This window comes from Salinicoccus siamensis, from assembly GCF_055391965.1.
In genome coordinates, this window is sequence record NZ_AP043765.1 from 1,191,796 (window position 1) to 1,216,821 (window position 25,026).

The following is a 25,026-nucleotide window of genomic DNA, read 5'->3' on the forward strand; positions in this document are numbered from 1 at the left end:
TTGCATCAATCCTTATATTCAAGTCTTTTTTCGACGTAATCCAAAATTTCATTCGCCGTTTCCTCAATCGCCTTGTCCGAGACATCTATTACGGGACATCCTATTTTGCCGATCACTTCATTGAAGTAATCGAGTTCTTCCTGGATGCGCTGGTCATCTGCATAATTGGCCGTATCCTTCAGGCCGAGCTGGGTAAGCCGTTCTTTTCGGATTTTATTGAGTGCGGGCGCATTTATTTTAAGGCCGACACATTTGCCAGGGTCGATATTGTAGATTTCACGGGGAGGTGTCACCTCAGGGACGAGTGGCACATTCATCACTTTATATTTTTTATGAGCCAAGTATTGAGAAAGTGGCGTCTTTGAGGTGCGTGATACGCCTATCAATACGATATCAGCCTTGTCAAGGCCACGGGCATCCTTCCCATCATCGTATTTGACTGCAAACTCGATGGCTTCTATCTTCTTGAAGTAATCTTCATCGAGGCGGTGCACCCTTCCCGGTTCGTAATATGGCTTATCCTCAGTCTCTTCTTTAAGGATATTCATAAGCGGTCCCATGACATCGACATTGGAGATGTTTTCAGCCTCAAGCTCCTTCTTCAAGTATGCCCGTATCTCCGGTGTGATGATCGTAAAGACTACGATGGCCTCTTTACTCTTGGCCAGGTCTATCACTTCATCCACATTTTCTTCTGACTCTATATAAGGGTACCTGATCAGTACCTCTTCTGATTCATCGACTTCAAATTGGGACAGACAGGCTTTGGCGACAAGTTCGGCCGTCTCCCCCACCGAATCGGATGCGATGATCACTTTGATTTTATTCATTGAAACACTTCCTTATTCCATTAGATTGACGAATGCCCGTGTTATGGTGGTCTTTGTGACGCGGCCGATGACTTTATCGACACCATCATGTTCTTCGACTACGGGCAGTGAATCAATCTGTTTTTCGATCAGTTGATTGGCTGCGTAGATCAACAGATCATTCGGATAACAGATTGTGATATTCGGCTTGCGTGTCATGATGACGCTGACGGGTACCTTTTCGATATCGTTCGACCCCATCGTCCCACGCAGAAGATCTTTTCTCGAAATTACGCCGACCAACGACTGCTCTTCATCGATTGCATATAATGTACCGACATCTTCAAGGAACATCTTGACGATCGCTTCATAGATGGAAGTATCCTGTTTGATCAGGATCGGTACGCTCTGCACCTCGCTGACAAGGATGTTGCGCACTTTCGAAGTCATTACTTCCTCGGATTCTTTACCGGTATAGAAATAGCCGACACGCGGCCTGGCATCTAAATAGCCGCTCATGGTCAGTATCGCCAGGTCGGGCCTCAAAGTCGCCCTAGTCAAGGACAGCTGTTCGGCAATTTTACTGCCGGTTATGGGCCCATGCTGCTTTACGATTTTAAGTATCTTTTCCTGTCTCTCATTAAGTTCCATGCGCTCACTCCCAACAGGATAATTATAATACATTCGGGCAAATAAAGAAATACAGGCAAATCGTTGCACAAAAGTGGATGACTGGCTATAATGATAGTGAAGCGAGTTAAGGATGGTGCGAGCTTAACACCCGAAATTGGCATATGATGATCAGAAAATATATAAAAGCGGAGTGTTTACACTAATTGGGGTGGAACCGCGGGCTTGGCTCGTCCCCGGATAACAATACTGTTATCCGGGGACGTTTATATTTTTCACCATCTTTCGCTATGACAAAAGATAAAGTAAGGAGTCGAATCAAATGGAAATGGAAACAATCGTAAATTTGGCGAAGTCCAGAGGATTTGTGTTCCCAGGCAGTGAGATTTATGGCGGTCTGGCCAACACTTGGGACTATGGACCGCTTGGCATCGAACTGAAGAACAACGTAAAGCAGGCTTGGTGGAAGAAATTCATTCAGGAATCCCCGTACAACGTCGGGCTTGATGCTGCAATCCTGATGAACCCGAAAACTTGGGAAGCTTCAGGGCACCTCAACAACTTCAACGATCCGATGATCGACTGTAAGGAATGCAATACTCGCCACCGCGCAGATAAGCTCATTGAAGACGTACTCCAAGAGGAAGACGATTCATTCGTTGCAGATGGCCTAAGCTTTGATGAAATGAAGAAAATCATCGACGACCGCGATATCAGATGCCCGAACTGTGGCGCGCACAATTATACCGATATCAGACAATTCAGCTTGATGTTCAAGACGTTCCAGGGTGTGACGGAGTCTTCGACCAACGAGATCTTCCTGAGACCTGAAACGGCACAAGGTATATTCGTCAACTACAAAAATGTCCAGCGCTCGATGCGCAAGAAATTGCCGTTTGGCATCGGACAGATCGGTAAATCATTCCGTAACGAGATTACGCCAGGTAACTTTACATTCAGGACACGTGAATTCGATCAGATGGAACTCGAATTCTTCTGTAAGCCGGGCACTGAAATGGAGTGGCAGGATTACTGGAAAAATTTCGCAACAGACTGGTTGAAAAACCTTTCTTTGAAGGAAGAGAATACAAGACTCCGCGATCACGATGAGGATGAACTCAGTCACTACTCCAACGCCACCACCGACATCGAATACAAATTTCCGTTCGGCTGGGGAGAGCTTTGGGGCATTGCAAGCCGTACGGACTTTGACCTGCGTCAGCACATGGAGCATTCGAACGAAGACTTGACCTATCATGACCAGGAGACGAATGAGAAATATATCCCTTATTGCATCGAGCCTTCCCTTGGACTCGACCGCGTCACGCTTGCGTTCCTGTGTGATGCGTACAATGAAGAGGAATTGGATAATGGCGAGAAACGCACGGTGCTCAAATTCCACCACCAGCTTGCGCCTTATAAAGCAGCAGTGTTGCCGCTATCCAAGAAGTTGAGTGGCGAGGCAATCAAAGTCTATGAGAAGCTCGCAGGCGACTTCAACATAGAATTCGATGAGTCCCAGTCAATCGGCAAAAGATATAGACGCCAAGATGAAATCGGTACACCTTACTGCATCACTTTTGATTTCGATTCACTGGAAGACCAGAAAGTGACGGTAAGGGACCGTGACACTATGGAACAGCAGCGGGTCAGCATAGACGATCTGAACGCTTTCCTTGCAGACAAAATGAAATATTAGAATAACCAACGGCCAAAATGGCAAGCCGCGCCAGCATATAAAGAAATCGCACTTGATTCCTCCAGGGGAATCAAGTGCGATTTCTTTATATCCTAGGATGATCATCCAATCCTGAAATGTCTGTTTAGGCGTTCTAGGGTACCAAGTATACTGATGGCTGCAAGGTGGCTCGTTTTCGGATTTTCGGGCAGGGCAAGATTTTCTATTTTGAATTCCGCTCTGCCGAATGTCCCCTCGATTTCAATCTGGTGAATGTTCCGGTCGACGTCCGGATCTGCGATTAATGTCACTTCCGTCTCTTCAATACCCATGCCGGCCATCCCGAGGATGACGGAGACGTTCATATTCTTCGGAAAGTGGGTGATGGCATCTGCCGCCTTGCCCTCGAACACCACCTTCTCCGACTCGACAACTTCATAGCTGAGTGAAGCGGCTGGTTTGCGTGTGGTCAACCGCACACGTTCGAGTTCGCCATGTGACTGGACATTCTGCAATAAATCCAGGCCACCGATGGCGCCGGACGGCAGATGTAGGGTGTGGTCATATTTTTTCGCGGTCTGCATGAGGTCAGCTACAAGCCCACCATCAGCCAATGCACCGACGCTGACCAGCATGGCGTCTTTGTGCTTGAGCACTTCCGGCAGGCGTGCCTTGACAGCCGCCACATCGGCCGCCTCGACTACAATATCGATGTCCGATGCCAGAAACGCTTCAAAATCGGTGTACAGCTGCACACTAAATTCATCTTCCAGATGGTTGTACTTCTCTTCATTCCTGACAAATACACTTTTGATCTTGAGGTTTTCATGCTGGTCGCCATTGATTCGCTTGAGCATTACGTTTGCGATTGCGCCAGCGCCAATGATTCCAATATCCATTATAACCCTCCTTTATTCTCTTCCTTACCTCTACCCTGCCAAGCGGTCTTCATGCATGAAATTCATATCGCCAACATGTACTGTCATCCATAATGTGCGGCCACAGCCATGAACTGATTGTAGATAAAAAGCCTGAATGGCAGAAGGTCTGTTAATCTCCCCCATTCAGGCTGCTACTGTAGGATTTTTTTCTATAATGTCTCAATGAGTTTTCGTGATTTGAAGAATACCCCAGTATATTCATCGTAAATCATTTCCACGAATTTCAGCAGCGCCTTGCCGTTCTCATCAGTAATATTGATGGACTCAACATTGTGGAGGGCGACATGCTTCATATAGCCTGCAAGATACAAGACCTGGCTTTTGACTGGGACCGAACGCACACCCGTGTCTTCGTTGAAGCAACCCGCACATATCACGCCATGATAGCTGAATGAGTAATGCGAGAAGCGTGAGCGGTCACGACTGCCGCAGATGGCACATTCATCCACATTCATCTGCCCCCCGTAGTACGGCAGCATTTTAATTGCTGCAAAAGCCGTTACTGCAGCTGGTGTACTTTTATCTTCCAGAAGGGAGGCGCTTTTGATGAGCAGCCGGTAGAAACTTTCCTGTTGCTGATCTTCTTCAAGGGCACGGATGATCAGCTCAACGATATAGGAGGCATAGGTATAGACTGAAAATGTATTGTTGATGTACTTGAAGGGCTGGACGACATCGGTTTCGTTCAGCGTGCCGATGCCTTTGAATCGGTTGTATGTGAATAGGACTTCCTTGAGCCCCTGCCTGAGTACTATAAAGGGGCTTTTTGGCTTATTGAACCCCCTTGCCATCATCGGCACTTGGGTCCCGTCTTCGGTCAATACAGTAATGATCCGGCTGGACTCACTATAGTTCGTCTGCCGGATCATGATGCCTTTTTGCTGAAAAATCATTTCTTTCTAATACTCCTCATCGCGGTATCCGAGCGAACGGATGAACTGGCTTTTGTTGCGCCAGTCCTTTTGGACTTTAACCCACAACTCAAGGAAGACTTTGCTGCCGAGCAGATTCTCGATATCATAGCGGGCAAGCTGTCCGACTTCTTTCAACATCTTACCGCCCTTGCCGATTACCATGCCCTTTTGCGAGTCGCGTTCGACATAGATTGTCGCAGTCACATGGACGGTGCCATTGTCATCTGCTTTCATCTTATCGACTTCAACGCCGATTGCATGCGGAATTTCCTGGCTGGTCAAGTGCAGAACCTTTTCACGTATAAGTTCGCTGACGATGAAGTGTTCGGGGTGGTCTGTTATCCGGTCTTCAGGATAGTACATCGGGCCTTCAGGAAGATAACTTTCGATGACCGACAACAAATGGTCGACATTGTTGCCCTGTAAGGCGGAAATCGGCACGACTTCGCTGAAGTTCAATTTATCCTTATAGACTGTAATCTGTTCCATTAATTTATCAGGGTGGACCAGGTCGATTTTATTGAGGACGAGGATGATTGGGGTGTCATTGTTTTTCAGCATGTCGATGATGTACTCATCCCCCCGACCGATTTCTTCGGCTGCGTTGATGATGAAGAGGATGACTTCCGTCTCCCTTAATGTATTACGGGCAACTTTCATCATGTGTTCACCGAGCTGGTGCTTTGGTTTATGGATCCCTGGGGTATCGATGAAGATCATCTGGCTGTCTTCGGTCGTGTGGACCCCTTGGATTTTGTTGCGCGTTGTCTGCGGCTTATCCGACATGATGGCGACTTTTTGCCCCAGTACTTTGTTCATGAAAGTCGATTTACCGACATTCGGCCGTCCGATGATGCTTATAAAACCTGATTTAAACCCTTTTTCACTCATAGATCCATATCCTTTCCTGAGAAACCAAGCGGCAGCAGTTCATCGACCGTACGCTTGATCACTTCCCCTGCCTTATTCGTCATATAGACTGGCATGTCATCATCACACAGTTCCTTCATCACCTGGCGGCATGTCCCGCAAGGGCTTGCTGGCTCATCTGCATCTGTAATGATGACGATCGCCTTGAATTTTTTGATGTTGTTGGAATACGCACTGACTAAGGCACTGCGTTCGGCGCATATCGTCGCGGGATACGCGGCATTTTCGATATTGGCACCATAAATATATTCATCATCTTGTGTAACCAGCAATGCACCTACATTAAATTTTGAATACGGCGTATAGGCACGACTTTGCGCCACTTTGACCTCTTCCAGCCACTCTTCTCTATAAATTCCATCATTCATCGCAATCTCTCCCTGTTTAGATCAAATAAGGTATGAAGACAATCAATCCGACGCTTGCAGCGTATATGCTTGAGAGCAACACACCGCCTGCTGCCATATCCTTGGCGGCACCCGCCAGAGGATGATGGGCCGGTTCAGCAAGATCCACTGCGGTCTCAAGCGCAGTATTAAAGGCTTCAGCCACCAATACAAAAAACACCGCACTGAGTATGAACAGCCATTCCACCCTGTCTATACCAATGATTGCCCCGGCCGCAATGGCAATCAAGCCGAAGCCTGTATGCAGTGCGAAATGGCTATCCTTCTCAAGTAGCTGCCGTATGCCGCTTACAGCATACTTGAAGCGGTCCAACCATTTCATATCAGCTTTCACGGGGGATGCCGAAAGCATCCAATATCCTATCTTGGGTCTCGTTCATCTCTTTTTCTTCTTCCGCTTCCATATGATCATATTTCAGCAGATGCAGAAAGCCGTGGAGGCTCAGGAACATCAACTCGCGTTTGTAGCTGTGGCCGTAATCTTCCGCTTGCTCCTTTGCACGGTCAGTACAGATGATGATGTCGCCAAGCATTCTTGGCGCATCTTCATGGATGAGGCTGTCATCCTCATCCTCCATCGCAAAACTGATGACATCCGTGACCCTGTCCTTGCCGCGGTATTCATTATTGAGCGCCCTGATTTCCTCCTGGTCGACAAACGATATGCTGATCTCAGCTGAATCGGTTTCATCGAGATGTTCGTATGCAAAGTTAAGAAGTGAATCTATTTCTTTCTTTTCTGTGTCGTCCGTGAAATTCTGTTCATCGAGAAAATCTATATTGACCATTCCGTTCACTCCTTCTCATATGCTTTGATGATTTTGGAAACGAGTGGGTGTCTGACGACGTCCGTTTCGTCCATTCTATTGACCGCAACCCCTTTGACGTCGCCTAAAATTCTGACGGCTTCAACCAATCCACTTTTAGTGGATCCAGGGAGGTCAATCTGCGTTTCATCACCTGTGACAATCATTTTGGAACCAAAGCCAAGACGGGTTAAAAACATCTTCATCTGCATTTGAGTCGTATTCTGCGCTTCATCAAGGATGACGAATGCCTCGTTGAGCGTTCTGCCGCGCATGTATGCAAGCGGCGCTACTTCTATAACCCCACGGTCTATTAGACGGTCCGTCTGTTCCACTCCAAGTACGGCATGTAGACCATCGTAGAGCGGACGCAAATATGGATCCACCTTCTCTTTGAGGTCCCCCGGCAGGAAGCCGAGGTTCTCTCCAGCCTCAACCGCCGGCCTTGTGAGCACTATGCGCTTTACATTGTTGTCACGGAGCATTTGGCAAGCAAGCACAACGGCAAGGAACGTTTTGCCTGTACCCGCTGGGCCGATACCCAATGTAAGGTCATGTCGTTTGATATTTTCAACATAGAGTCGTTGCCCCGTTGTTTTGGCACGGATGCTCTTGCCTTTTTGATCGCGTGCAATTTCTTCATTATAAAGATCAGCAAGGTATTCGATTGTCCCTTTTTGGGCCATAAGAGCGGCCGACTGGACATCCCGGAGATTAACCGCCATACCCCGCTGGATGATTTTCAATAGATTGCTCAGCACATCTTCAGCCATTCCAACATTGTTTTCTGAGCTGCCTTCGACAGTGATTTCATTGCCCAGTGTATGGATGGTGACGCCGAACTCCTCTTCCAGGAATGAGATGTGCTGATCATTTGCACCTAACAGTGCCTGCGCCTCTTCAAGGCTGTCTATATTTATGGTGTTAGACATTCATAAACCCCTTTTTGTGAAAGTTTCTCCCATTTAATTTACCACTAAGTCCCCTTGACTGCAATTGATTCACAAGCATACAAATTCGCTTAAAATACACTGATCAATCCCTATGTTGCAAATATATGGGTAATTGATATCGCGATCAGGATCGTCATCATGCGCCGAAAAAATAAACACAGACCAAGGTATATACCCTGGTCTGTTTTGTTTCATTACTCTTGATTTTCCATGGAGTCATCATAGGCCTGTAACGCTTTACCACCATATACACTGCCCGGGCCGCCGCCCATGACAATGGCGACACCTGCAATCTCAGCAATTTCATCGCGGGTCGCGCCAAGTTTGATCAATTTGTTGACGTGGGCACCGATGCAGCCTTCGCATTTGTCTGCTATGGCATAGGATAAAGCAGCGAACTCTTTAGTCTTCGTATCAAGTGCTGCGTCCTTGTAGGCTGCCTCCTGCAGATCTTTGAAGCTTTTCATCACCTCCGGCACGCTCTTCACCAGACGTTTGGTGTTCCCTTGCGCCGTTGTATTTATGTCATTGAAATTGGCCATCATTCTCCCCCTTTCGCTCAATTCCCCTCAAATTTTAGCATAGTCCACCCTTCAATTCAGGTATCGCGCATCCCAGCGTTCCGGCAATAACTGCCGGAGGGATGCACTGCGCCCGTCAGGAAGATGGATTGTGCAGTCATAATTATCTTCCCCTACCTGGTTGATCAATTCACGGCACCTACCGCAAGGGGGCATGACATCACCATTCTCGTAGACGGCGATGATGCTTGCGATATCATACTCCCCAGCCGTCACCATGGCAGACACTGCAGCATGTTCTGCACAGAAGCCGATTGATGAAGGCAGATCCATGGCCACTCCCGTATAGATATTGCCCGTGCGGGTTAAAATGGCACACGCGACATGGCCTAGTTTACCGTTGCGGGTGGTCCTTTTAGTATTGAGCCTTTCTCTAGCCGATTCGTACAAGGTGTCCCGTTCCATCTTTGTCATTCCAATCTTCTTCATATTCATGATTAATTATATCAGAATGAATAACGATAGATGAAGCTTCATTTTCTCCTAATATATATACGCGTTATTTGATTTCAGGAGAGTAACCTTCTTCTGTCCCGATCATATCAGCCCTATAATGAGCCGGAACAAATCGAAGACGGTATTTTTATGAATAAAAAAACAAGGAAGGGGGCCTTCCTTGTCTTCATTTATTTCATCTGTCTGCCATGCGGTCGTATAGACGATCTGGCCATCTTTCATCTTCGCACATCAATTCAATCGTGAACAGATGGACGGAAACTATGGCGACCAGGGCAATCGTAAACATGATTGCCATCGCCACGACGGATATATCAAAAAAAGCGGGCAGCAGCATGAGGATGGGCAGCATCAACGTGGCGGCCACACATCTTTTGGCATACTTGCTGGACAAGTACTGCCTTTCACCGCATGACGGACAGTCCATTGATGGATTGAATGCCAGATATTGTGTCATGACATGTTTAAAATTCCAGTTCTCTCCACAATTGTTACACTGTGTCAAGGTACCTCTCCTTTATACATTCGTCATATGGAGGCTCGTGAATGAGTCCATGGTCTTCCATGCATGCACGACATTATGCCATAGACATCACGATAACGCAAACCACCACTTATCTAGTCATCAAGCTTCAAGCCTTTCAACTGCTCTGCCAAAGCATTATTGATCGGTGCTTCGTCATCTTGTTTCTGCATATACTTCTTCACAGTCTTTTTGTCCACTTTCCCCCGATCCTGCTTCTTTTTGCGTGCTTCGAATGCTGATAATTTTTCCCTGTAGCCGCAGGTGCATGTGAATATCTGCCCCTCACCTTCACCGCTTAGGGTCATCTTCTTTTTGCATCTTGGACAACGGGCATTGGTAATGCGTGCCACATTTTTGCGGTAGCCACATTCACGATCTTGGCACACGAGCATCTTGCCTTTTTTGCCATTGACTTCAAGCATCGGTTTTCCGCAGTCAGGGCATGATCTGCTTGAAATGTTGTCATGCCTGTACGTCTTGTCGCTTGCTCTTATCTCCTGGATGATCGTTTTGGTGTGGACCTTCATTTCTTTGATGAAGGCTTCCCTATTCAACTGACCTTTTTCGATTTGCTCAAGTTTCTCTTCCCATATGGCTGTAGTGGCTGGTGAGCGCAGCGAATCCGGCACCAATTCCAGCAGCTGGCGCCCTTTTGAAGTCGTGCGAATTTCCTGACCTTGTTTTTCAATCATAAAGGCGTTCAATAATTTTTCAATGATGTCCGCACGTGTTGCGACCGTGCCAAGCCCACCCGTTGCGTCCAATACATTCTTAAGCTTCTTATCATCCATCTCCATGTACTTGGATGGATTTTCCATCGCCGACAGCAAGGTGGCTTCTGTGAACCGTGAAGGTGCTTTAGTTTGTCCTGATGTCTGATTGATGCGGTCCGTTTCAAGGATATCGCCTTCACTCAATTCAGGGAGCTGCTGATGCTTCTGCTCGACTCCTGGATCTTCACGATGGTTCTTATAGGCCGCTTTCCATCCTTCTTTCTTGACGGTATTGCCTTGGGCCGTGAAGCGTTCGTTCCCGGCCCTCACCTTCACCGTCACCTGATCGTATTCATATGGCGGAAGCAGCACAGCCATGAACCTTTTTATGATCATATCATAGAGGCGCCTTTCCCTTTCATTGAAGTCTGTAGGATGCACATGATTTTCGGTCGGTATGATCGCATGGTGATCACTGACTTTGCTGTCATCGACAAATGATTTATTAGCCTTTATGCCACTGCGCAATATTTTGGTTGCGATGGACCGGTATTCACCGATGCCTGCCGCTTTGAGCCTTTCAGAAAGTGTGGGAATGATGTCTTCAGAAATATATCTAGAGTCGGTACGTGGATAGGTGACGACCTTATGACGCTCATATAGGCTCTGCAGTACATTCAATGTTTCCTTTGCCGAAAAACCCAATTGCTTGTTGGCATCGCGCTGCAGTTCCGTCAAGTCATACAAACCAGGTGCAGAAGATTTCTTCGTTTTATGTGTGATGGCGTCCACTTTAAATGTTTCATCTTCAACCTCCCGCATAATACGGTCCACAGCATCTTTATTGAAGCTGCGCGTCTGGCCTTTATCATCCTGCCATGTCAACTTCAAGCCTTGTGCATGTGCTTCTATGCCGTAGTATGTCTTAGGATTGAAATGTTTGATTGCCTGTTCGCGGCGTTCAATGATCGCAAGCGTCGGCGTTTGGACGCGGCCGCAATTCAACTGCGCGTTGAATTTTGTCGTTAAAGCCCGGGAGGCATTGAGTCCGATGTACCAATCCGCTTCAGAACGCGCTACAGCCGCTTCATAGAGATCTTCATAATTTTTGCCGGGTTTCAAGTTGTTGAATCCTTCCTTGATGGCCTTATCCGTCACAGAAGAGATCCACAACCGTTCAATCGGCTTTTGTACTTTTGCTTTTTTGATGATCCAGCGGGCCACAAGCTCCCCTTCACGGCCAGCATCCGTTGCGATGATGATTTTATCTACGTCTTTACGCATCAGTTGCGACTTAACAGCATTGAATTGTCTGCCGGCTTTCTTGATGACGGTCAACTTGAGTGGATCCGGAAGCATCGGAAGGTCATCGAGGTTCCATGTTTTATATTTCTGGTCGTAGCTTTCCGGGTCGGCCAGTGTCACAAGATGGCCGAGCGCCCATGTCACAATATATTTATCCCCTTCCAAAAATCCATTGCCTTTTTTATGACAGTTCAATACTTTCCCTATATCCCGCGCTACGGATGGTTTCTCGGCGAGTACGACACTTTTTGCCACTATCCTTCATCCTTTCATTTTTTCACTGCCCTCCATTATACATAAAATGCCGGGGAATATTCATCCCCGGCGTACATTTTAATCTTTGATCATTTTTCTCATCTTATCATCATTCTCCATGACACTCCTGGTAAAGGAGCAGAGCGGTGTGATTTTGCGTTTTTCCCCGGCTGCCAAATCAACCATGGTCTCTACCAGCCGGGTGCCGATGCCTTCTCCGCCCAGGTCGCCTGAAACTTCTGTGTGTGTCACGACATAGTCTCCGTCGTCGTCCTTTTCGAAGACCATTTTAGCTTTGGGGTTGAGTTCATCCTCCTCGACGAACAGCATATCTTCACCTTTTTTTATATCCACTGCCATAATCCATCCTCCTTATCCGAATGATACTCTCTCCATTCCCTTTTATAGAATTCGTTAAGCATGGCAGCAGAGCGGCTTCTTTTGATAGCCGGTATGTTTTCTTGTATAATTTCAGCAATACACATACCGATGCCATCTGTAAGGTGGTGCATGGTTTGGAGGAAAGTCATGAATCCATCTCTACTGATTGCCTACTTTTTCATATTTGTACTCTCTGCAGTGCCACTCTTCGAGTCATTTATCATCGTACCACTCGGCATATTGAGCGGCATGAATTTCACGATGACGCTGCTCATCGGCATAATAGGAAATCTGGTCACATTGCTGCTGCTCATCATAGTAATCGAACGGGTCAAAAATTGGTACTTGAGACGACGGGAAGCCAAAGGTAAAAACACCTCAGGTAAATCACATCGTGCCGAGAAGATCTGGCATAAATATGGTCTGCCGGGCCTCGCGTTCATTGGGCCCTTCTTTGTCGGCAGTCACTTCACCGCTTTGATGGCGGTCATTCTCGGAGGCAGCAGGAAAGCGACCTTCTGGTGGGTGACAGCCAGCGTCATCCTGTGGACGGCGGGCATTTCCGTCCTCGTGTTGTTTGGCGTCGACTTCCTCGCGCTTGAAGACAAGCAGTTCCTAAAAAAAATCATCGAATAACGATTACGGCTGCTTCATATCCTCCCGGAAGAAGCAGAAAGACCTGGGTGAAGGTACCTTCACCCAGGTCTTTTTAATGGGAGCCAATATAATCTATTTGAGTGATCCATGCGGATCGATGACGAACTTCTTGGCCGCCCCTTTGTCGAAGTCCTCATAACCGCCTGGTGCATCATCAAGGCTGATGACGGTTGCGTTGACGGCTTTCGCGATTTCCGCCCGTCCTGATAGTATCGCCTTCATCAGATCGCGGTTATATTTCATTGCTGGCGTTTGTCCGGTGACGAATGTATGTGCCTTCGCCCAGCCCAGACCGAAACGGACCTTCAGGCTGCCCTGTTGTGCATCTTTGTCTTTTGCGCCCGGGTCTTCTGTAACGTACAATCCTGGAATACCCAGGCTGCCCCCGGCTGAGGTGACATCCATTATGCTGTTTAATACCGCTGCGGGTTTATCTTCACCTTCATGACCGTAAGCTTCGAACCCGACCGCATCCACAGCGGAGTCGACTTGATCGGTACCGAGGATGTTTTCGATCTGTTCACCAAGGCGGTCATGCTTGGATACGTTGATTGTCTCACAGCCGAAGCTCTCTGCCTGTTTGAGGCGATCGTCCTGCAGGTCACCGACAATTACCCGGGATGCTCCGAGCAATTGTGCTGAATGGGCTGCTGCCAGTCCGACAGGGCCAGCCCCGGCGATATAGACGGTCGAGCCTGTCCTGACGCCTGCAGAGTATGCCCCATGATAGCCTGTCGGGAATATATCCGACAGCATCGTCAGATCCAGCACCTTCTCCATTGCGACTTCCCGATCTGGGAAGACCAGCAGCTGGAAGTCGGCATATGGCACCATCACGTATTCGGATTGGCCGCCGACCCATCCGCCCATGTCGACATAGCCATATGCGGCACCTGGCCGTTCGGGGTTTGTATTCAGGCATATATGCGTCTTCTGCTCACGGCACATTACACAACGGCCGCACGCTATATTGAACGGTACGGATGCAATATCGCCTTTTTTGACGAATTCGACATCACGGCCGACCTCAATCACTTCCCCCAATATTTCATGGCCGAGCACCATTCCTTCCGGTGCAGTGGTCCGCCCCCTCACCATATGCTGGTCACTGCCGCATATGTTTGTTGTAATCACTTTCAGGATGACGCCGTGTTCACATTTTCTGCCGACGTTTTCCTTGGGTACACCCGGTCCATCCCTCAATACGAGATCGGGATACTTGATGTCCTGAACTTCCACTTTACCATTTCCTGTATAGACTACACCACGGTTTCCTTGCATGATACCCCTCCTGACAGTGCACATGCACTGCGTAATATGTTTTGTTGAACAGCTGGATGCAAGAGCGACAAGGTGCTTGAACTCTTCTCCTTTCCAAGGTTTCTATATGATAAGCCCAATGGCTTTATCCGCTTTATAGAAGTCCAAAATATGGAACATACATCCATCATATACACTTCTGAATATTCAGTCAAATGATAGAGCGGTTGTTTGGGACTGACGCTTGCTGAAATAGTTGTCCAAGCCGTAGCATAAAAGGTATAGTGATGGTGGATACAAAAAATGATTCAAGGAGTGTTGACTATGGAACAACTTGTTTTCATCGAAACGGGCACCGGCACCGACGTGCATGGGCAGGATATCAATGTGGCCACCCGCCGCGCGGTCGAGAATGCCCTTCATTATAATTCGATGCCGGGCATCAGAAACATCCTGCCTGAGAACAACCTGTCCAACATGAAGGTGAATGTGAAGCTCGGCCTGCCAATGGATCATGAACGCCTGGATGTTGAAGCGGTCAAGGACATGATTCCATATGGGACGGTAACAGTTGAACTGCTCGACGGCGGCCTTGCCACTTCAAGCGGCATCTATCTTGAAGATCAGAATGATAAAAATGATCTGATGTATATCGTCAATGCCGTCGTAGAAGTCGGATATTGATCGGTGATTAATACGTCCATCAGATGAATACAATCGAGCAATACAGAAATGAGGTAAATCGCAATGAAGAAATTCATCAACGCCAATATTTACAAAACAGAGGGGCTCCAGCAAATCCTGATCGACGACGGGAAGTTCAAATCAATCGCGCCGGATGTTGGGGAAGCCGACAGCGTCATCGATCTTGAAGGTAAACTCGTACTGCCCCCCCTACGTCGATCCCCACCTGCATCTGGATTACATTTTCTCTGGATTGGGTGAAGGCAATGCGAACCGGTCAGGCACCTTATTCGAGGGAATACAGAGGTGGAGCGACAACAAGAAATCATTGACCGAGGAGATGGTGCGTGAGCGTGCACTGGAAGGGATCCGCAAAGAAGTGGCCCACGGCGTACAATACATCCGGACGCATGTCGATGTGACCGCCCCCGACCTCACCGGCATGAAAGCACTGCTGAAGCTCAAAGAAGAGTTGAAAGATGTTGTCACGCTCCAGCTTGTCGCGTTTCCCCAGGAAGGATTCTTCCGCTACGAAGGCGCAGAACAACTGGTCGAGAAAGCATTGACCATGGGCGCAGATGTCGTCGGTGGCATCCCCCACTTTGAAATCTCCTATGAATATGGCGTCGAATCATTGAGGCGTATTGTGGATCTGGCAGTCAAGTATGACGTCATGATAGACATCCACTGCGATGAAAATGATGATCCCAACAGCCGCTTCCTGGAGGTGTTGAATGCACTTGTCATGGAACGGGAGTACGGCCCTAAAACGACTGCGAGCCACACATGCAGCTTCGGCTCGGTCGATGGGTCATATGCGTCGAAGATGATGGGGCTGTTCAAGGCTTCCCAGATCAACTTCATCTCTTGTCCGACCGAGAACGCCCACCTCCAGGGCCGTGCGGACTCCTATCCGAAGCGCCGGGGACTGACGCGTGTCAAAGAGCTCCTGGAAAACGGCAACACGGTCGCATTCGCCCAAGACTCCATAGCCGACTACTGGTATCCGCTCGGCAATGGGAACATGATGAATATACTCGATAATGGCATCCACCTCGCCCACTACACCCACATCGATGAAATCAACCAGGCATTCGATCTCATCACCTATAATGGCGCGAAAGTGATGAACATTGAAGCGTACGGGTTGGAAGCGGATAATCCGGCCAATTTCATCGTACTCGATGCGCGAGACCCATACGAAGCCATACGTGAAAGGGCAGAAGTACTGTGTTCTGTACGTGATGGCGAATACCTTTTCAAAAGAGCACCGCGCAAGAATGAAGTAGCGCATGATTTGCTGAAAGACCTGTAATCACCAAAAGGGCACCTGCCGATCGGCAGGTGCCCTTTTCTGGTAGATGCAATAAAAATACCGGGTGGGAAATAGATCCCGCCCGGTGCCAGCTCATCATGTGACATCGCGTTTAGTGAAGACACTCCACGCTGCAACGATGAAGATGAGCATATAGACGGCAATGACCGCCACTGAGAATCCTATGGTCATCTCTTCCCTTATCGGCCCCATACTGTTGAAGTAGACCGCCAGGTCGGTATTGGCAAACAGTACAAATTTAGACCAGGCATACTCGGATAAAGCCACTGAGGCCGTCGTGCCGGCGAACATCAGGAACATTGAAACGCCGATCGCCAAGGCGCTGCTTCTGAATATGCTTGATATCATAAATGCAAAAGTTGCAAGCACGATTATGTTTATCAGCTTGAACCCGTATTGAAGCATTATTTCGGACAGCACGCCGTTATGGGACAGCCCCTCAGGTCGGTTCACCAACGCTTCCGAACCAGCTGATGGCAATCCGTACGTGATTGCACCGATGATAAAGGTCGTCAAGAGCAAGCTCAGCATGGTCAACAGTGCAAATAATAATACAGCTATATATTTAGATAACAATATCGTTGGTCTTGAGATAGGCCTGATGAGTAACTGCTTGATGGTGCCCCATCTGAATTCGTTGGCTACAATCCCCCCTGCAACGATGATGGTGAACAAGTTGATCAGCGAAGAGCCGAATAGATTATCCAGAACGAAATTGCCGGCATGATAGCCAAACGGCCGGACATCATTATCGATTCTATAGGTGTTCTCCTCTATCTGCTGCGTATTCACCTGTTCGATAAATGGATCTTCTTCCTTTTTTTCCTCTATCTCCTGCATCAGTGCCTCATTCTCTTCCTGAAGTTCGGTCTTCCAGTCATCTGAATAGGATGTTTCAGTGTCGACCGAATCGGTGACCGTATTCATCACCAGGCTGAAGATGACCACTGCAAGCAGGAAACCATACATGATCCAAGTCGATTTCATGATATAGACTTTAGCCAGTTCGTTTCTGATCAGACTCATTATTCTATTCAATGACATTCTCTCCAATCATCTCGAGGAATTGTTCTTCCAATGTTGATTTGACCGCATCTACCCCATATACTTCGATGTCTTCGGCCACGAGCCGGGTGATTAATTGCGGGATATCAGACTTATCCATTTCCACCCGGATCTGATCGGATGTATCCACTATTTTAACCTTCTCTTCATGTTGGAGGAGTTCGACCGCCTGGTCCTTTGGTTCGAGGATGAGATTGACGGTATGCACCTTTGCATCATCCGCTTCATTCAAGTCTTTGATGGCGATGATTTCGCCATTTTTAATGACCCCGATGCGGTCGCACATCAGATCGATTTCGCTCAATAGGTGGCTGGAGACGATGACAGAAACACCATCCTCCACTGCCAGCTTGCGTATGTACCTGCGGATTTCCCGTATCCCTGAAGGATCAAGGCCGTTCGTCGGTTCATCCAGTATCAGGACCGATGGATTGTGCAGCAGAGCCTGGGCGATGCCGAGACGCTGACGCATCCCCAAAGAATATTTCCCGACTTTTGTTTTGATTGCATTTTCAAGCCCCACCAGACGGATCACTTCCTTGATGCGCTCCTGGGTCACACCATCTGACATGCGGGCAAAGTGCTTCAAATTCTGCCAACCCGTCATGAACGGGTACATTTCAGGGTTTTCAACGATGGCTCCGACCTCACTGATCGCCTCCTTGTAGTTCTTTTTGATGCTGTTGCCCTGGATGACCACATCCCCACTTGTGATGCCCATGAGCCCGACCATCATACGGATGCTTGTCGTCTTACCTGCTCCATTTGGCCCGATGAAACCGAATACTTCCCCTGGACGAACGGTAAAATCGAGGTCTTTGATGATGTTTTTACGCCCGATCTTTTTGTTCAGTCCCGTAATGGTTAACGTAGATTCCGGCATGCATGACACTCCTTCCATTCGATTGATAAACGATTTAGAATTTATATAATTGACAGACCAATGATACCACATGAGATTCTATTCTTCAGTGATTTTTTCAGATTTAAAATGATATTTTTTGTCATGATAGGGTACATATAACTAAATCACCTAAAGGGAGTGTCTATAGTATGTTGTCAGAAAAACTTAAAGAAAAATTGAATGACCAGATGAATAATGAATTTGCCGCAGCCCATGAATATATGGCAATGGCTGCCTATTGCGAGCATAGAAGTTACGATGGCTTTGCAAACTTCTATATCCAACAAGCCAAAGAGGAACGTTTCCATGCCATGAAGCTCTATAATTATTTGAATGACCGTAGTGTGCATGCCACATTTAAAGAAATCCCCGCACCACGGGTCGATTATGATTCCATACTCGATACTTTCAAGGCAGGATTGGCACAAGAGCGGGAAGTGACTAAATCCTTCTACAATATTTCTGATATCGCCACTGAAGAAAAGGAATATGCGACGTTATCCTTCGTCAGATGGTTCCTCGATGAACAGGTTGAGGAAGAGGCAACATTTGAACGCCACATTGACTATATCGAACGCATCAAAGATGACAATAATGCACTATTCATCTACGAACGTGAACTCGGAAAACGTGACTTTGACGGTGAAGATTAATAATTGATCACCAATAACAAAAGGACGATTCATGTGAACAACTGCATGAATCGTCTTTTTGTACCATTTTAAATTATCGATTTCATCAATTCTCTACGCTATATAAATTAAGGCGGATATTTAAAATCATGTAGATGATTATAATAATTCTGTACAATCAACCACTGTGATATCATTGTTGTAAACGTAAAGTGCATAATATAGCGCAATACTTGTTTTCTACTATAAGGAGATGTGACGAATGCCACAAAAAAGCGTATTGGTAATCGGCGGTGGGCTCGGGGGGCTGTCTGCAGCGATTTCCCTGGCCCAAAATGGATATAATGTATCTCTGTATGAAAAGAATGATCATCTGGGAGGGAAAGTGAACCGCCTGGAACAGGATGGTTTTGGGTTTGACCTTGGCCCCTCCATACTGACCATGCCCAAAGTATTTGAAACGCTATTCACTAGAAGCGGCAAAAAGATGGCGGACTATGTGCCTACCATCAAGATCGACCACCAGTGGCGCTCCTTTTTCCCGGACGGCAATATCATCGATCTATATGAGGATCTAAAAGATATGCAGGATAAGAACCCTTCATTGAGTGACAAGGATATTGAGCAATATAAGAATCTTCTTGCGTATTCCAGGAGGCTTTACGATACGACCGAGAACAGCTACTTCAAAGGGGTCGACGATAAAAAAGACATTATGCAGTATCAAGGGCTGATGAGCACCTTGAAGGGCTTCGATCTATTTTCGACGATATATCAGGGCATCGACAGGCGCATCGGTAATGATCAACTGAAAGACATGCTTTCCTACTTCATCAAATATGTCGGATCCTCCCCCTACGATGCGCCCGCTGTGTTGAATATGATGATATACATGCAGCATGACCAGGGTGTTTGGTATGTGCCGGGGGGTCTGGGCAACCTCGCCAAGGGGCTTGTAAAGCTTGCCGAAGAGATTGGCGTGACGTTCCACACCGGCAGTCAAATCACGATGCTTCGTCATCAGGACGGTAAAATCATCGGTGCTGCTTTGGAGGATGGCACTGACTTGCAGGCAGACTACTACGTCTCGAATATGGAAGTCATCCCGACTTACGAGAAACTAATCGGGGGCAATCAAGATTATGTAAAGAAGATAAAAAAGAAATTCGAACCGGCCAGTTCGGGCCTCATCATGCATTTGGGTGTAAAGAAGAGCTATCCGCAGCTTGCGCATCATAACTTCTTCTTTGCAGAAGATATGAAGAAACAGATGAACAAGATATTCCAATGCCATGAACTGCCGGATGACCCGGTCATCTATCTCGTCAACGTCAATAAGACCGATCCAAACCAGGCGCCGCCAGGCCATGAAAATCTGAAGGTCCTCCCCCATATTCCCTATATCCAGGATAAGCCTTTTACCGCTGAAGACTATGAACGGTTTGCGGAACAGACCTTGATCAAGCTTGAGCGGATGGGACTTAAGGATCTGCGGCAGAATATCGTCACGAAAGATGTATGGACACCAGAGGACATCGAGCGCGTATATGGCTCAGACCGGGGTGCCATCTACGGTACATTGTCCGACCGTAAAAAGAATAAAGGGTTCAAACATCCGAAACAGAGCCCACACTATGACAACCTCTACTTTGTCGGTGGCACAGTAAACCCTGGAGGCGGTATGCCGATGGTGACGTTAAGCGGCCAGCACGTCTCCGATAAGATTGTCGCAAGGGATTCAGAGGCAGAGTGATGCACGACTCCCCTGGTATCATCCCTGGTTTAAAAACGGCGTTACAGAACCCTTTTGCGCATAATGAAATCGATTAGGAGGCCAAGCCATGCAAGTGATCTCGCTCCCCCTATTATGGACCATTGCCATAGACATCATCGCATGGTTATTTTTCCATCTGGTCATTTCATACTTATGCTTTAGGCTGCCTCTTAGCGCATTCCAGAATAATGCTTTCTGGTCGCGCATCTACCGCTGGGAAGATTCAGGGCACCTTTGGCATCGTCTATTCCGTGTAAAATCATGGAAAGGCAGATTGATCGATGGTGCCTCCCTATTCAAAAAAGGGTATCAAAAAAAGACGTTGCACGGTACGGATAGATCAGAGCTTAAGACTTTTGCCGAAGAGACGAAGCGGGCGGAGCTGACACATTGGGCGTCAATATTGCCCGCCCCACTCTTCTTTTTATGGAACCCACCGCTGGCAGGCTTCCTGATGATCGTCTACGCAGTCGTCTTCAACCTGCCCTTCATCATCACCCAGCGGTACAACCGCGGCCGCATCAAAAAGATGTTGTCGTGAGCCGACAACTTCAAATATCGGCCTGCATACCCAAAAGATGCTGTACACAGCACATCACTAATACAAACGGGACCAAATATGCTTTAAGAACGGAGAATAATGATGAGCAAAAAAGTGATCGTCATCGGCGCCGGGGTTGCCGGACTGGCAAGCGCCATCAGACTGCAGCACGCCGGTTATCATGTAGAGATCTATGAAAAGGAATCCACACCGGGCGGGAAAATGAACCGGCTAGAGATGGATGGGTATCAATTTGACCTTGGTCCGAGTATCGTCATGATGCCGGAATTATACCGGGAAGTCTTCGAGTTGTGCGGACGTTACGCTGATGACTATATCCCGATGGAGAAATTGGATCCCATGTACCGGGTCTACTTCAGTGATGCGCCAGATGAACCGATCGACATCTCCGCCGACCTGACTGAATTGACCAAAACCATCGGTGCGATCAATGAAGCGGACGTTGAAGGTTTCTTTACTTATATGAGTGATATATATAAAGGGTATACGTTTGCCATGGAGAATATCCTCAATCGGCCATTTCATAAAAGAAGTGACGTCTATAACTTGTCCATGATCAAAAAAGCACCAAAGGTGAAGCTGATCGGCACGGCTGATAATTTCATCGGAAGATATATTGAAAGCGAGCGCCTGAAGCAGATATTCGGCTTCCAGACATTGTACATAGGGGTCTCCCCATTCAATGGGCCCTCCTTCTATTCGATGATACCCATGATCCAATTCGTCTACGGGATATGGTTCATCAAAGGTGGCATGTATACAATGGCTGCCGCCATGGAAAGGCTCTTCAAGGAGATTGGCGGTACGGTGCACTACGGAAGTGCGGTGCAGGAAATAGCCATTGATGATAAGCAGGCGAATGGCATTATTGTTGATGACAGGAAAATAGAAGCGGATTTTGTCGTCTGCAACGCAGATTTTCCGTATGCAATGAAGCACCTGGTGAAAGCACCTAAGGCCAAAGGAAAATTCACGGACAAGAAGATTGATGGCATGAAATACTCCTGTTCCGGCTTTCTAATGTATTTGGGAATGGACCGTAAGTACGAAGATGTCGAGCATGTCCATAATTTCATCTTCAATGAAAAACTTGAGAAAAACATGCAGGATATTTTTGATGGCAGGAAGCTCGAACATGCTTCATTCTATGTCTATATTGCTTCAAAGCTCGACCCCTCGCTCGCACCAGAAGGCAAAGATGGGCTGTATATCCTGATGCCGGTCTCCGATGTCGCCACAGCAGACTATGAATGGAATGATGAAACGGTTGATTACTACCGCACATACATCCTGGATACCTTGAAAGAAATAAAGGGCTTTGAAAACATCGAGCAGGACATTGTTACGGAAACGCATTTTACACCGCCTGAATTCGAATCCAGATTCAATGCGTATAATGGGGCGGCCTTTGGACTCCAGCCTACCCTTTCACAAAGCATCCATAAGCGGCCGCAAAGCAAATCCCCAGGCTGTGACAATTTATATTTCACAGGCAGCAGCACACACCCAGGTGCAGGTGTACCGATTGTACTCATGTCTGCAAAAATTGCGACAGATGCACTCATAAAGGATGATCAGTGAAATATAAAGCACGAATGATTACTGAATGAAGGGAGGAAAACGTTTATGATGGTCAGTATTGTATTAGGGTCTCTCGCAATTGCGGTGGGAGTGCTCATGTTCTGGAGGCTGCCCCTGCCTAACAGTGAAGGCGAGCACGCCGATGCCCCACTCGTTTCCATCATCATTCCTGCCAGAAATGAAGCGCAAAGGATCCCTGTCCTGCTGAAATCATTGAAGAACCAAAATTTCACGGAATTTGAAGTTCTGGTCGTCGACGATGACTCTACGGACGATACAGTGAGTGTCACGGAATCTTTCGGGGCAACCGTACTGCGTGATGAATCAAAGCAAGATGGGGCTGGGAAATCCGCAGCATGTTGGCACGGCGTACAGCATTCAAAAGGAGAGTGGCTGCTGTTCCTCGATGCCGACACGCAATTCACGACGCCACACAGTTTGGGAAACCTGCTCGGGGTCTACCATCAAAAAGGCGCAAGAGGAGTTTTATCCCTTCAGCCTTTCCATAGCATTAAAGATTTGTATGAGAATCTATCAGCAATCTTCAACGTGATTGTTGTCGTGGGTATGAATGTATTCACCCTGTGGGGAAGGCGCTTCAGACCAGCTGGTTCGTTCGGCCCTTGTATACTATCCAATAGAGAAGATTATCTGGCTTCAGGTGGGCATAAGAAGATTGAGGGCGCACTAATGGATGACTTGGCCCTGGGGGAAACTTTTCTAGAGGGGGATCTGCCGGTATATTGCCTTGGCGGCAAAGGGATCATATCTTTCCGCATGTACCCTGAAGGCTTTAAAACGCTTGTAGACGGCTGGTGTAAGAGTTTTGCGCTCGGCTCACAATCCACACATCCCTTAGTCATGGCGATGACCATCATCTGGATTTCAGGCAGTTTCATAAGTGTCGGCGCATTGATCTCTTCCCTCTTGGCAATGGATCCAGTGGCCATCGGGCTCACTGGTCTATTGTATCTCATATATGCACTGCAGACGATGTTGTTCGCCCGACGCTGCGGGAACTTCAGATGGGCCATCTTCCTTTTCCACCCTATTCTATTTACGTTCTTTGCCGGGGTGTTCGTCTACTCGCTTTTCCGGGTCCATGTGCTACGGTCTGTCAATTGGAGAGGACGGAAGATAAACCTCAAATAAAACAGGGGCTTCATTTTCCCTGCCTATCATCAACGAATCGACTGAAATCTAAAGTACGGGGCTAATCGCCCTTTTCAAGTACAGAAGGCATACAACTATGCCGGTCATTGTTTCAGCATTAGAGAGAATAAAGCGAGGTCAATCATGATTAAAAAAATTATCGCAAAATTATTGAGGCTGCGCCCCGACCAGTCAGTGAAAATCCCGATGGTTGACCTTCAATATGTTAAAATCATAAAGGATTTTACAGTTGAATCATCCATTCAGCCAACCCCGGTGACCTTCTACTATCCATTGGGGGCAGAAAAAAAGAAGCAACCGGTATACATCAATCTCCATGGCGGCGCGTTCATTATGAAAAACAAGGATATGGATGATCCCTATTGCCGCTTTCTGGCCAATCAGACCGGATGTGTCATCGTTAATATTGATTACGTAAAAGCGCCGGAGTATCCTTTCCCAAAGGCGATTGAACAATGTTATGAGGTACTCCAGTGGATGAAGATGAATGCCGAAGACTTGAATATAGATTCTGACAGAATAATGGTAGGTGGCCAAAGTTCGGGCGGCAATATTGCGACAGCCCTGTGCCTCTATCTGGAAGAAAAGTCAGAAAAACAACCACTCCTGCAAGTTTTATCCTATCCAATGCTTGATTTTGCGACACCATTTTCAAAAAAACCGGAGCCGAATAAGTGGCGTGCACGCTTTCCACAAGTCGCCCACTTTTTAAATATGTGCTATGTACCTAAAAAAGAGGACTCCAAGCATCCCCTGGCCTCCCCCGTCTATGCCGATGTAACCAGCCAGTTGGCACCTGCGCTCTTTCTCATTGCAGAGCATGATGCTTTCAGGCCAGAAGCGGAAGTATACGCCACAAAATTCAAAGCAGCTGGAGTCAACGTCGAAGATCACCTCTTTAAGAACTGTACCCATGCTTTCACGCATACCGGTCCAAGCGAGAAAGCCGAGGAAGCTTGGCATATGATAGCATCGAAGATCAAGGCAGCTGCTGATAAATGAAAAATACCCAGAAATAGACATCTTCTTTTATATTAAGATTGTCTAAACTCCTCTACATCATTATTTATAGGGTAGCCAACAGAATCAAAATTTCGAATACCGAGGGCAATA

The 25,026-nt window shown here is 47.3% G+C and carries 28 protein-coding genes; 11 read left to right on the plus strand and 17 right to left on the minus strand.

Annotated elements, in window-relative coordinates:
• Positions 1 to 5: 5 nt before the first annotated feature.
• Positions 6 to 830: a pyruvate, water dikinase regulatory protein gene (locus ACZ5LF_RS06210; RefSeq protein ID WP_380569588.1), complete on the minus strand. Its 825-nt coding sequence runs from the start codon at positions 828 to 830 to the stop codon at positions 6 to 8.
• A 12-nt stretch (positions 831 to 842) separates the two neighbouring features.
• Positions 843 to 1,460, minus strand: coding sequence for a helix-turn-helix transcriptional regulator (locus ACZ5LF_RS06215; RefSeq protein WP_380569589.1), 618 nt, complete (start codon positions 1,458 to 1,460; stop codon positions 843 to 845).
• Positions 1,461 to 1,761: 301 nt separating this feature from the next.
• Between ACZ5LF_RS06215 and ACZ5LF_RS06220 the strand changes: the two genes are divergently transcribed.
• The gene (locus ACZ5LF_RS06220; protein ID WP_344702124.1) at positions 1,762 to 3,138 is read left to right on the plus strand and encodes a glycine--tRNA ligase; all 1,377 of its coding nucleotides are present in this window, start codon (positions 1,762 to 1,764) and stop codon (positions 3,136 to 3,138) included.
• Positions 3,139 to 3,239: 101 nt separating this feature from the next.
• On the opposite strand, the gene nadX is transcribed toward ACZ5LF_RS06220, so the two are convergent.
• From nadX to ACZ5LF_RS06280, 12 genes are all read right to left on the minus strand, one after another.
• Entirely contained in the window at positions 3,240 to 4,016 is a 777-nt protein-coding gene (gene nadX / locus ACZ5LF_RS06225; protein ID WP_380569590.1) for an aspartate dehydrogenase, read from the minus strand.
• A 191-nt stretch (positions 4,017 to 4,207) separates the two neighbouring features.
• On the minus strand, positions 4,208 to 4,951 hold the full coding sequence (recO, locus tag ACZ5LF_RS06230; protein WP_380569591.1) for a DNA repair protein RecO: 744 nt from the start codon (positions 4,949 to 4,951) through the stop codon (positions 4,208 to 4,210).
• A 6-nt stretch (positions 4,952 to 4,957) separates the two neighbouring features.
• The gene (gene era / locus ACZ5LF_RS06235; RefSeq protein ID WP_344702118.1) at positions 4,958 to 5,863 is read right to left on the minus strand and encodes a GTPase Era; all 906 of its coding nucleotides are present in this window, start codon (positions 5,861 to 5,863) and stop codon (positions 4,958 to 4,960) included.
• On the minus strand, positions 5,860 to 6,270 hold the full coding sequence (gene cdd / locus ACZ5LF_RS06240; protein WP_380569592.1) for a cytidine deaminase: 411 nt from the start codon (positions 6,268 to 6,270) through the stop codon (positions 5,860 to 5,862). The genes era and cdd overlap by 4 nt, the downstream gene beginning before the upstream one ends.
• 16 nt (positions 6,271 to 6,286) lie before the next feature.
• Positions 6,287 to 6,631, minus strand: a complete 345-nt coding sequence (locus ACZ5LF_RS06245) for a diacylglycerol kinase family protein (RefSeq protein WP_380569593.1) — start codon at positions 6,629 to 6,631, stop codon at positions 6,287 to 6,289.
• A gap of 1 nt (position 6,632) precedes the next feature.
• On the minus strand, positions 6,633 to 7,097 hold the full coding sequence (ybeY, locus tag ACZ5LF_RS06250) for an rRNA maturation RNase YbeY (protein ID WP_380569594.1): 465 nt from the start codon (positions 7,095 to 7,097) through the stop codon (positions 6,633 to 6,635).
• 5 nt (positions 7,098 to 7,102) lie between these two features.
• On the minus strand, positions 7,103 to 8,047 hold the full coding sequence (locus tag ACZ5LF_RS06255) for a PhoH family protein (RefSeq protein ID WP_380569595.1): 945 nt from the start codon (positions 8,045 to 8,047) through the stop codon (positions 7,103 to 7,105).
• A gap of 215 nt (positions 8,048 to 8,262) precedes the next feature.
• Positions 8,263 to 8,610: a carboxymuconolactone decarboxylase family protein gene (locus ACZ5LF_RS06260; protein WP_380569596.1), complete on the minus strand. Its 348-nt coding sequence runs from the start codon at positions 8,608 to 8,610 to the stop codon at positions 8,263 to 8,265.
• A 51-nt stretch (positions 8,611 to 8,661) separates the two neighbouring features.
• Positions 8,662 to 9,063, minus strand: coding sequence for a cytidine deaminase family protein (locus ACZ5LF_RS06265; protein WP_380569597.1), 402 nt, complete (start codon positions 9,061 to 9,063; stop codon positions 8,662 to 8,664).
• A 217-nt stretch (positions 9,064 to 9,280) separates the two neighbouring features.
• A complete protein-coding gene (locus ACZ5LF_RS06270; protein ID WP_380569598.1) occupies positions 9,281 to 9,610 on the minus strand; it encodes a TIGR04104 family putative zinc finger protein in 330 nt (109 codons plus the stop codon).
• Positions 9,611 to 9,723: 113 nt separating this feature from the next.
• Positions 9,724 to 11,904: a DNA topoisomerase III gene (locus tag ACZ5LF_RS06275; protein WP_380569599.1), complete on the minus strand. Its 2,181-nt coding sequence runs from the start codon at positions 11,902 to 11,904 to the stop codon at positions 9,724 to 9,726.
• Between the two features lie 78 nt (positions 11,905 to 11,982).
• Positions 11,983 to 12,264: a GNAT family N-acetyltransferase gene (locus tag ACZ5LF_RS06280; protein ID WP_380569600.1), complete on the minus strand. Its 282-nt coding sequence runs from the start codon at positions 12,262 to 12,264 to the stop codon at positions 11,983 to 11,985.
• Between the two features lie 168 nt (positions 12,265 to 12,432).
• On the opposite strand from ACZ5LF_RS06280, the gene ACZ5LF_RS06285 reads away from it, so the two are divergent.
• Complete coding sequence (locus tag ACZ5LF_RS06285; RefSeq protein WP_380569601.1) at positions 12,433 to 12,921, plus strand: small multi-drug export protein; 489 nt, start codon at positions 12,433 to 12,435, stop codon at positions 12,919 to 12,921.
• Positions 12,922 to 13,014: 93 nt separating this feature from the next.
• On the opposite strand, the gene fdhA is transcribed toward ACZ5LF_RS06285, so the two are convergent.
• On the minus strand, positions 13,015 to 14,223 hold the full coding sequence (gene fdhA, locus ACZ5LF_RS06290) for a formaldehyde dehydrogenase, glutathione-independent (protein ID WP_380569602.1): 1,209 nt from the start codon (positions 14,221 to 14,223) through the stop codon (positions 13,015 to 13,017).
• A 303-nt stretch (positions 14,224 to 14,526) separates the two neighbouring features.
• Here fdhA and ACZ5LF_RS06295 point away from each other — a divergent pair, with 303 nt between their 5' ends.
• From ACZ5LF_RS06295 to ACZ5LF_RS06305, 3 genes are all read left to right on the plus strand, one after another.
• Positions 14,527 to 14,886: a Lin0512 family protein gene (locus ACZ5LF_RS06295; RefSeq protein WP_380569603.1), complete on the plus strand. Its 360-nt coding sequence runs from the start codon at positions 14,527 to 14,529 to the stop codon at positions 14,884 to 14,886.
• 63 nt (positions 14,887 to 14,949) lie between these two features.
• A complete protein-coding gene (locus tag ACZ5LF_RS06300; protein WP_380569604.1) occupies positions 14,950 to 15,147 on the plus strand; it encodes a hypothetical protein in 198 nt (65 codons plus the stop codon).
• Positions 15,140 to 16,201 (plus strand): amidohydrolase family protein, encoded by a 1,062-nt coding sequence (locus tag ACZ5LF_RS06305; RefSeq protein WP_380569605.1) that lies wholly within the window; start codon positions 15,140 to 15,142, stop codon positions 16,199 to 16,201. The genes ACZ5LF_RS06300 and ACZ5LF_RS06305 overlap by 8 nt, the downstream gene beginning before the upstream one ends.
• Positions 16,202 to 16,297: 96 nt before the next feature.
• On the opposite strand, the gene ACZ5LF_RS06310 is transcribed toward ACZ5LF_RS06305, so the two are convergent.
• Both ACZ5LF_RS06310 and ACZ5LF_RS06315 read right to left on the minus strand, forming a co-directional pair.
• Complete coding sequence (locus ACZ5LF_RS06310; protein WP_380569606.1) at positions 16,298 to 17,260, minus strand: ABC transporter permease; 963 nt, start codon at positions 17,258 to 17,260, stop codon at positions 16,298 to 16,300.
• A complete protein-coding gene (locus ACZ5LF_RS06315; RefSeq protein ID WP_380569607.1) occupies positions 17,253 to 18,170 on the minus strand; it encodes an ABC transporter ATP-binding protein in 918 nt (305 codons plus the stop codon). Before ACZ5LF_RS06315 ends, ACZ5LF_RS06310 begins: the two co-directional genes overlap by 8 nt.
• A 170-nt stretch (positions 18,171 to 18,340) precedes the next feature.
• Between ACZ5LF_RS06315 and ACZ5LF_RS06320 the strand changes: the two genes are divergently transcribed.
• The 6 genes from ACZ5LF_RS06320 to ACZ5LF_RS06345 all read left to right on the plus strand — a co-directional run bounded on the left by ACZ5LF_RS06320 (position 18,341) and on the right by ACZ5LF_RS06345 (position 24,915).
• On the plus strand, positions 18,341 to 18,844 hold the full coding sequence (locus ACZ5LF_RS06320; protein WP_380569608.1) for a ferritin: 504 nt from the start codon (positions 18,341 to 18,343) through the stop codon (positions 18,842 to 18,844).
• 241 nt (positions 18,845 to 19,085) lie between these two features.
• Positions 19,086 to 20,576, plus strand: a complete 1,491-nt coding sequence (locus tag ACZ5LF_RS06325; protein WP_380569609.1) for a phytoene desaturase family protein — start codon at positions 19,086 to 19,088, stop codon at positions 20,574 to 20,576.
• A gap of 88 nt (positions 20,577 to 20,664) precedes the next feature.
• On the plus strand, positions 20,665 to 21,138 hold the full coding sequence (locus ACZ5LF_RS06330; RefSeq protein WP_380569610.1) for a glycosyl-4,4'-diaponeurosporenoate acyltransferase CrtO family protein: 474 nt from the start codon (positions 20,665 to 20,667) through the stop codon (positions 21,136 to 21,138).
• A gap of 102 nt (positions 21,139 to 21,240) precedes the next feature.
• A complete protein-coding gene (locus tag ACZ5LF_RS06335) occupies positions 21,241 to 22,740 on the plus strand; it encodes a phytoene desaturase family protein (protein ID WP_380569611.1) in 1,500 nt (499 codons plus the stop codon).
• Positions 22,741 to 22,785: 45 nt separating this feature from the next.
• On the plus strand, positions 22,786 to 23,892 hold the full coding sequence (locus ACZ5LF_RS06340; protein ID WP_380569612.1) for a glycosyltransferase family 2 protein: 1,107 nt from the start codon (positions 22,786 to 22,788) through the stop codon (positions 23,890 to 23,892).
• Between the two features lie 144 nt (positions 23,893 to 24,036).
• Complete coding sequence (locus tag ACZ5LF_RS06345) at positions 24,037 to 24,915, plus strand: alpha/beta hydrolase (RefSeq protein ID WP_380569613.1); 879 nt, start codon at positions 24,037 to 24,039, stop codon at positions 24,913 to 24,915.
• Positions 24,916 to 25,026: the final 111 nt, after the last annotated feature.

Coding starts and splice junctions, on each gene's coding strand:
- era (WP_344702118.1), bottom strand. CDS start 5,863: ATGAGTGAAAAAGGGTTTAAATCAGGTTTTATAAGCATCATCGGACGG.
- ACZ5LF_RS06210 (WP_380569588.1), bottom strand. CDS start 830: ATGAATAAAATCAAAGTGATCATCGCATCCGATTCGGTGGGGGAGACG.
- recO (WP_380569591.1), bottom strand. CDS start 4,951: ATGATTTTTCAGCAAAAAGGCATCATGATCCGGCAGACGAACTATAGT.
- fdhA (WP_380569602.1), bottom strand. CDS start 14,223: ATGCAAGGAAACCGTGGTGTAGTCTATACAGGAAATGGTAAAGTGGAA.
- ACZ5LF_RS06260 (WP_380569596.1), bottom strand. CDS start 8,610: ATGGCCAATTTCAATGACATAAATACAACGGCGCAAGGGAACACCAAA.
- ybeY (WP_380569594.1), bottom strand. CDS start 7,097: ATGGTCAATATAGATTTTCTCGATGAACAGAATTTCACGGACGACACA.
- ACZ5LF_RS06295 (WP_380569603.1), top strand. CDS start 14,527: ATGGAACAACTTGTTTTCATCGAAACGGGCACCGGCACCGACGTGCAT.
- ACZ5LF_RS06340 (WP_380569612.1), top strand. CDS start 22,786: ATGATGGTCAGTATTGTATTAGGGTCTCTCGCAATTGCGGTGGGAGTG.
- ACZ5LF_RS06220 (WP_344702124.1), top strand. CDS start 1,762: ATGGAAATGGAAACAATCGTAAATTTGGCGAAGTCCAGAGGATTTGTG.
- ACZ5LF_RS06315 (WP_380569607.1), bottom strand. CDS start 18,170: ATGCCGGAATCTACGTTAACCATTACGGGACTGAACAAAAAGATCGGG.
- ACZ5LF_RS06280 (WP_380569600.1), bottom strand. CDS start 12,264: ATGGCAGTGGATATAAAAAAAGGTGAAGATATGCTGTTCGTCGAGGAG.
- ACZ5LF_RS06285 (WP_380569601.1), top strand. CDS start 12,433: ATGAATCCATCTCTACTGATTGCCTACTTTTTCATATTTGTACTCTCT.
- ACZ5LF_RS06255 (WP_380569595.1), bottom strand. CDS start 8,047: ATGTCTAACACCATAAATATAGACAGCCTTGAAGAGGCGCAGGCACTG.
- ACZ5LF_RS06335 (WP_380569611.1), top strand. CDS start 21,241: ATGAGCAAAAAAGTGATCGTCATCGGCGCCGGGGTTGCCGGACTGGCA.
- ACZ5LF_RS06325 (WP_380569609.1), top strand. CDS start 19,086: ATGCCACAAAAAAGCGTATTGGTAATCGGCGGTGGGCTCGGGGGGCTG.
- nadX (WP_380569590.1), bottom strand. CDS start 4,016: ATGGATATTGGAATCATTGGCGCTGGCGCAATCGCAAACGTAATGCTC.
- ACZ5LF_RS06300 (WP_380569604.1), top strand. CDS start 14,950: ATGAAGAAATTCATCAACGCCAATATTTACAAAACAGAGGGGCTCCAG.
- ACZ5LF_RS06330 (WP_380569610.1), top strand. CDS start 20,665: ATGCAAGTGATCTCGCTCCCCCTATTATGGACCATTGCCATAGACATC.
- cdd (WP_380569592.1), bottom strand. CDS start 6,270: ATGAATGATGGAATTTATAGAGAAGAGTGGCTGGAAGAGGTCAAAGTG.
- ACZ5LF_RS06215 (WP_380569589.1), bottom strand. CDS start 1,460: ATGGAACTTAATGAGAGACAGGAAAAGATACTTAAAATCGTAAAGCAG.
- ACZ5LF_RS06245 (WP_380569593.1), bottom strand. CDS start 6,631: ATGAAATGGTTGGACCGCTTCAAGTATGCTGTAAGCGGCATACGGCAG.
- ACZ5LF_RS06265 (WP_380569597.1), bottom strand. CDS start 9,063: ATGACAAAGATGGAACGGGACACCTTGTACGAATCGGCTAGAGAAAGG.
- ACZ5LF_RS06320 (WP_380569608.1), top strand. CDS start 18,341: ATGTTGTCAGAAAAACTTAAAGAAAAATTGAATGACCAGATGAATAAT.
- ACZ5LF_RS06345 (WP_380569613.1), top strand. CDS start 24,037: ATGATTAAAAAAATTATCGCAAAATTATTGAGGCTGCGCCCCGACCAG.